Below are 5,605 nucleotides of genomic sequence, written 5' to 3' on the forward strand. Positions count from 1 at the left end.
AGCCTTGAACCTCCTGAAAAATGAACAAACTAAAAAACTGTCGGTTAAAAGCAAAAGACTCAAAGCGGCTTGGGATGAAGACTATTTATTAAGGATATTGAAAATAAAAGTGTGAGTTTGCCCTGATGTCTTATTTCTAAAATTAGTATATTGCGTTTAAAATTTATACTTTGAAATATATAGAATCATTACGTCATTTTTTTGAAAAGTATGGTTTCGCTGTTTCCTCAAGATTAGCGGATAGGCTTGGAATGAAAGTATCGGATGTTCGATTATTTTTTATTTATATATCGTTTGTTACCCTTGGATTTTCATTCGGAATATATTTAACCTTGGCTTTTATTTTACGTCTAAAAGATATGATTTATACTAAACGAAGCTCTGTTTTTGATTTATAATTGGTCATGATTGTAAAAACAAAATTGCGGATTTCATTAGCACTTCTAACTATGGTATTAGTTATTGGTGTAATTGGATATACAATTATTTCTAATGAAACTCTTATTGATTCGTTGTATATGACCGTAATTACCATGTCAACAGTAGGGTTTGGCACACTACACCAATTAAATCAAACAGAAAAATTATTTACCATTATATTAATCATATTAAGTATTGGTGTTTATGGTTATTCGATAACTGCATTGACAGAATATTTAGCAAATGATAATTTTTTTCAACTTTTAAAATATAAAAAAATGCAACAAAAAATTCAAAAATTGAAGAATCATACTGTTGTATGTGGCTACGGACGCAATGGTAGGCAAGCAGTTTTAAAACTTAAAATATTTAATAAACCGTACCTTGTTATTGAAAAAAATAAAGAGATATTAAGAGAATTGGAAAATAATGGTATTCTTTATGTTGAAGGCGATGCTACGGATGATGAAACCCTTAATAAGGCAGCCATTAAAAATGCAAATAGTTTAATTACTGCCTTACCTTCTGATGCTGACAATCTATTTGTAGTGCTTTCAGCTAGACAAATAAATAAAGAATTTACTATAATTAGTAGAGCATCAAATGAATCTTCCTTCAAAAAATTATTAATTGCAGGAGCTACAAATGTTATTATGCCAGATAAGATTGGGGGAGATCACATGGCATCATTAGTAGTAACTCCTAATTTAGTTGAATTTGTAGAGCGATTAACTATTTCAAATGAAACTTCTACAAACTTAGAAGAAATAGAAATTAAGGATTTACCTAAAGAACTTATAAATAAAACAATTCTAGATTTAGATTTACGTAAAAGAACAGGTTGTTTAATAATTGGTTTTAAAACGGCTGACCATAAATATGTAATTAATCCAGATGGATATACAAAACTTACACTTAATTCAAGTTTAATTGTATTAGGTAAACCTAATCAAATTGAAAAATTGCATCAAATATTATAATAATTTATATTAGTGATTTTAAGGGAATTCCTTAAGTTTAAAGTTAAAAACTTGTAGTAACCTCATATTTTTGCCATATTGCGGCTACTTTTAAAAATTCACCTAAAAATTATGAAGAAAAAACTTCTAACTATTATTTCTTTAATAGTTCCAGTATTAACTTTCGCACAGAAATTAACAATCGATGAAAAAATAGAAGCAAAATTTAAACCTTTTGCCAATGCTGTTAGTTCTGTAGTTTTTTACCCAATCTCAATTGTTGGTGTAGATGTTCCAATTGTAATTATTGTTTTGTTACTTGGAGCCTTATTTTTTACACTGTATTTTAAGTTTGCCAATATAACTTTACTAGGTGTTGCCATAAGGACTACTAATGGAAAATATGATGATATAGATTATCATTCAGTTGATGAGGTTGCAGGAGATCCAACACCAGGAGGTGATGTTTTTGAAAGTATTCGAGCAGAAGGAGTAGTAGGAGAAGTTACACATTTTCAAGCTTTAACAGCCGCACTTTCAGCAACAGTAGGCTTAGGGAATATTGCTGGAGTTGCAGTTGCAATTGCAATTGGAGGACCAGGAGCTACGATATGGATGATTTTAGCTGGTTTTTTAGGGATGTCAACAAAATTAGTTGAAGCTACTTTAGGTGTAAAATACAGAGAAGTTGGTGATGATGGAAAAATATATGGAGGTCCAATGTATTATCTAAAAAAAGGGTTAAAAGAAAAGAATTTAGCAGGTTTTGGAAAATTTTTAGCTGTGCTATATGCTGTTTTTGTAATTGGAGGTTCTTTTGGAGGAGGAAACATGTTTCAATCCAATCAGGCAGCTGCACAATTTAAATTACTTTTTGGTCTTGATTCTGGATTTTTATTTGGCGTATTGCTGGCAGTGTTAGTTGGTGTTGTGATTATTGGAGGAATTAAAAGAATAGGGCGGGTAACTGAAAAAATAGTGCCATTTATGGCAATTATGTATGTAGGAGCTTCTTTATTAATAATTGTTATGAATTTTACAATAATTCCTGCGGCAATGCTTCAAATTTGGAATGGTGCATTTAATCAACCATCAATTGTTGGAGGTGTAATTGGCGTTATGATTGTTGGTTTTCAAAGAGCTGCTTTTTCAAATGAGGCAGGTGTTGGGTCAGCATCTATTGCACACGCAGCAGTTAAAACTAAATTTCCGGCAAGTGAAGGAATTGTAGCTTCAATAGGTCCATTTGTTGATACTGTAATTATTTGTACCATGACCGCTTTGGTAATTGTAGTTACCAATTTGAAGAGTAATTTATTTAATTATGCAAATTTAGATGAAGGGAATAATGTAATTATGAACATTTCTGGGAAACATTTGGGTGGTGTTGATTTAACTTCAGTAGCTTTTGATTCTGCAATTCCAAATTTTTCAATTATACTAACAATTGCTGTAATACTTTTTGCTTTTTCAACAATGTTATCTTGGTCTTATTATGGAATACAAGGATGGAAATATTTATTTGGAAAAAGTAAATTAGCTGACATTTCATACAAATCATTATTCTTAATTTTTGTTGTAATTGGAGCTTCCTCAAGTCTAGGATCTGTAATTGAGTTTTCTGATGCTATGATATTCGCAATGGTGTTTCCTAATATTATTGGTTTGTTTTTATTAGCTCCAAAGGTAAAACTTGAGGTAGTCAGATATCTTAGTGCAATAGGTTATAAAGGGCAAAAATAAATTTCAATAGAATGAGCTTTTTTAAATCCCATTTTAACTACAATAAAGGTCAGCGAAATGGAATTTTTGGATTGATAATTATTATCGTTTCACTTCAATTAATACTTCATTTTGTTAATTTTTCATCAAATAAATTATCCAGTAATTTATCAGAAGCAGAATTAAAATCCTTTTCAAAAGAAATGGATTCTTTGCAAAATGATAAATTAAAAAAGAAATCTAAAAAAATATATCCTTTTAACCCTAATTACATTACGGATTTTAAAGGATATCAGTTAGGACTTTCGGTTAAAGAAATTGACAACTTATTAGCTTATAGAAAACAAGGTAAATTTGTAAACTCTTCAAAAGAATTTCAAAATGTTACCGAAGTTTCTGATAGTTTGTTAAAAGCTATTAGTCCGTATTTTAAATTCCCAAACTGGGTAACAAAAAGGAATGTGCTTAGTAAAATAAATTACACTACAAAAGCTAAAAATGTAGTAATAAAAGATATTAATACAGCTACTATTTCTGATTTTAAAAAAGTAAGCGGTATTGGAAATAAATTAGCAGAACGAATTATAAAGTACCGTAATAAATTACAAGGTTTTTCTTTTAATAGTCAGCTTTACGAAGTTTGGTATTTAGATAAGGATGTTGCTGATAGAGCTTTAAAGAGATTTCAAGTAATAAAAAAGCCCAATATTTCTAAAATTGATATCAATGAAGCTACTGCTAAACAACTTTATAATAATGTTTATATTAACTATAATTTGGCAAAAATAATTTTAAGTTATAGAGATGAAGTTGCTGAAATTCAATCTATTGAAGAATTAAAAAAAATTGATAGTTTTCCGTTGGATAAATTTAATTTAATCGCCTTATATTTGAGGGCTAATTAATATATATTTTATTCCGATTATGTATTTTACTGAAGAACATGAAGCGTTTAGACTAAGTTTTCGAGATTTTTTAAATAAAGAGGTAGTTCCACATATTAATAAGTGGGAAAAAACAGGTAAAATAGAACGTTTTATCTGGAAAAAAATTGGGGATATGGGATATTTTGGTTTAAATTATCCTGAACAATATGGCGGTCTAGCATTAGATATTTTTTATACCGTTATCTTTCTAGAAGAATTACAAAAAGTTAATTCTGGTGGTTTTGCTGCTGCATTGTGGGCACATGCTTATTTAGCAATGACACATTTAAATGCAGAAGGAAGTGAAAATATTAAACATAAATATTTAACACCTAGTATTAATGGTGATAAAATTGGTTGTTTGTGTATTACAGAACCCTATGGAGGAAGTGATGTGGCAGGAATGAAAACTACTGCAGTTAAAAAAGGAGATACTTATGTAATTAATGGTTCCAAAACGTTTATTACAAATGGGTTTTATTCTGATTATTTAATAGTAACTGCTAAAACCGATACCACTACTAGAACAAAGGGAATAAGTATTTTTATTTTAGATAGAGAAACTAAAGGAATTTCTTCAACCAAATTAGATAAATTAGGTTGGAGAGCATCTGATACTGCAGAAATAGCTTTTGATAATGTAGTTATTCCTGCTGAAAATTTATTAGGTGAAGAAGGTAAAGGATTTACCTATTTAATGAGTCATTTTGCTTTAGAACGTTTAGTTATGGGAGTAAATGCACATGCTAGAGCAGAATACGCTTTAAATTACGCAATTCAATATATGTCAGAAAGAAAAGCCTTTGGAAAAACGTTAGACTCATTTCAAGCATTGCGTCATAAAGTTGCAGATATGGCAAGTGAAGTTGAAATGTGTAAAGAATTTAATTATTCTATTGCAAATAGAATGAAACAAGGACAATATATAGTTAAGGAAGCTAGTATGTCTAAATTGCTTTCTACACAAATGGCAGATAAAGTAATTAATGAGTGCTTACAATTATTAGGAGGCTATGGATATATGGAAGATTATCCAATGGCTCGATTATTACGCGATAGTAGGCTTGGACAAATAGGAGGTGGAACTTCAGAAATCTTGAGAGAGATTATCGCAAAAATGATTATAGATAAGAAAGAGTACAAGCCATCTACATAAGTTTGAATTAATTGTTTTTGCGAAAATTGTTTTCAATTCGCAAAAATGATTATAGATAACTGATTGTCCGTAATCTTACATAACGTCCGTCACCCTGAACCTGCCAGCAGCAGGCGGGCTTGTTTCAGGGTCGTATTCAATAAAATACTGGTTATCAGACGAAAATGAGATGCTGAAACGAGCCTGCCTTGCCGACAGGCAGGTTCAGCATGACGGTGTTCTTTATTATTACTAATTACGGACATACAAATAGATAAAAAAGAATATAATTCTGCAACTTAATTTTTTCAGAAAGATTCAGGGCAAACTCACACTTTTATTTTCAATATCCTTAATAAATAGTCTTCATCCCAAGCCGCTTTGAGTCTTTTGCTTTTAACCGACAGTTTTTTAGTTTGTTCATTTTTCAGGAGGTTCAAGGC

The 5,605-nt window shown here is 30.2% G+C and carries 5 protein-coding genes; all 5 read left to right on the forward strand.

Annotation, left to right across the window (positions count from 1 at the left end; translation table 11 throughout):
• Nucleotides 1-170 precede the first annotated feature (170 nt).
• The gene (locus tag L3J60_RS13275; RefSeq protein ID WP_291976048.1) at nucleotides 171-398 is read left to right on the forward strand and encodes a PspC domain-containing protein; all 228 of its coding nucleotides are present in this window, start codon (nucleotides 171-173) and stop codon (nucleotides 396-398) included.
• A 6-nt stretch (nucleotides 399-404) separates the two neighbouring features.
• Nucleotides 405-1,400 carry a TrkA family potassium uptake protein gene (locus tag L3J60_RS13280; RefSeq protein ID WP_291976050.1) on the forward strand — a complete coding sequence of 332 codons (996 nt, stop codon included), beginning with the start codon at nucleotides 405-407 and terminating at the stop codon, nucleotides 1,398-1,400.
• A gap of 111 nt (nucleotides 1,401-1,511) precedes the next feature.
• Nucleotides 1,512-3,122 carry an alanine/glycine:cation symporter family protein gene (locus L3J60_RS13285; RefSeq protein ID WP_291976051.1) on the forward strand — a complete coding sequence of 537 codons (1,611 nt, stop codon included), beginning with the start codon at nucleotides 1,512-1,514 and terminating at the stop codon, nucleotides 3,120-3,122.
• 11 nt (nucleotides 3,123-3,133) lie between these two features.
• Nucleotides 3,134-4,006, forward strand: a complete 873-nt coding sequence (locus L3J60_RS13290) for a helix-hairpin-helix domain-containing protein (protein WP_291976052.1) — start codon at nucleotides 3,134-3,136, stop codon at nucleotides 4,004-4,006.
• 10 nt (nucleotides 4,007-4,016) lie between these two features.
• Complete coding sequence (locus L3J60_RS13295) at nucleotides 4,017-5,183, forward strand: acyl-CoA dehydrogenase family protein (RefSeq protein WP_291976053.1); 1,167 nt, start codon at nucleotides 4,017-4,019, stop codon at nucleotides 5,181-5,183.
• The last annotated feature ends 422 nt before the right edge of the window (nucleotides 5,184-5,605 follow it).

Source organism: Lutibacter sp. (assembly GCF_021647475.1).
Classification (GTDB): Bacteria; Bacteroidota; Bacteroidia; order Flavobacteriales; family Flavobacteriaceae; genus Lutibacter.

What these genes read in the sequence shown, in the direction of transcription:
- L3J60_RS13280 (WP_291976050.1), top strand. Translation starts at nt 405, where the DNA reads ATGATTGTAAAAACAAAATTGCGGATTTCATTAGCACTTCTAACTATG.
- L3J60_RS13285 (WP_291976051.1), top strand. Translation starts at nt 1,512, where the DNA reads ATGAAGAAAAAACTTCTAACTATTATTTCTTTAATAGTTCCAGTATTA.
- L3J60_RS13290 (WP_291976052.1), top strand. Translation starts at nt 3,134, where the DNA reads ATGAGCTTTTTTAAATCCCATTTTAACTACAATAAAGGTCAGCGAAAT.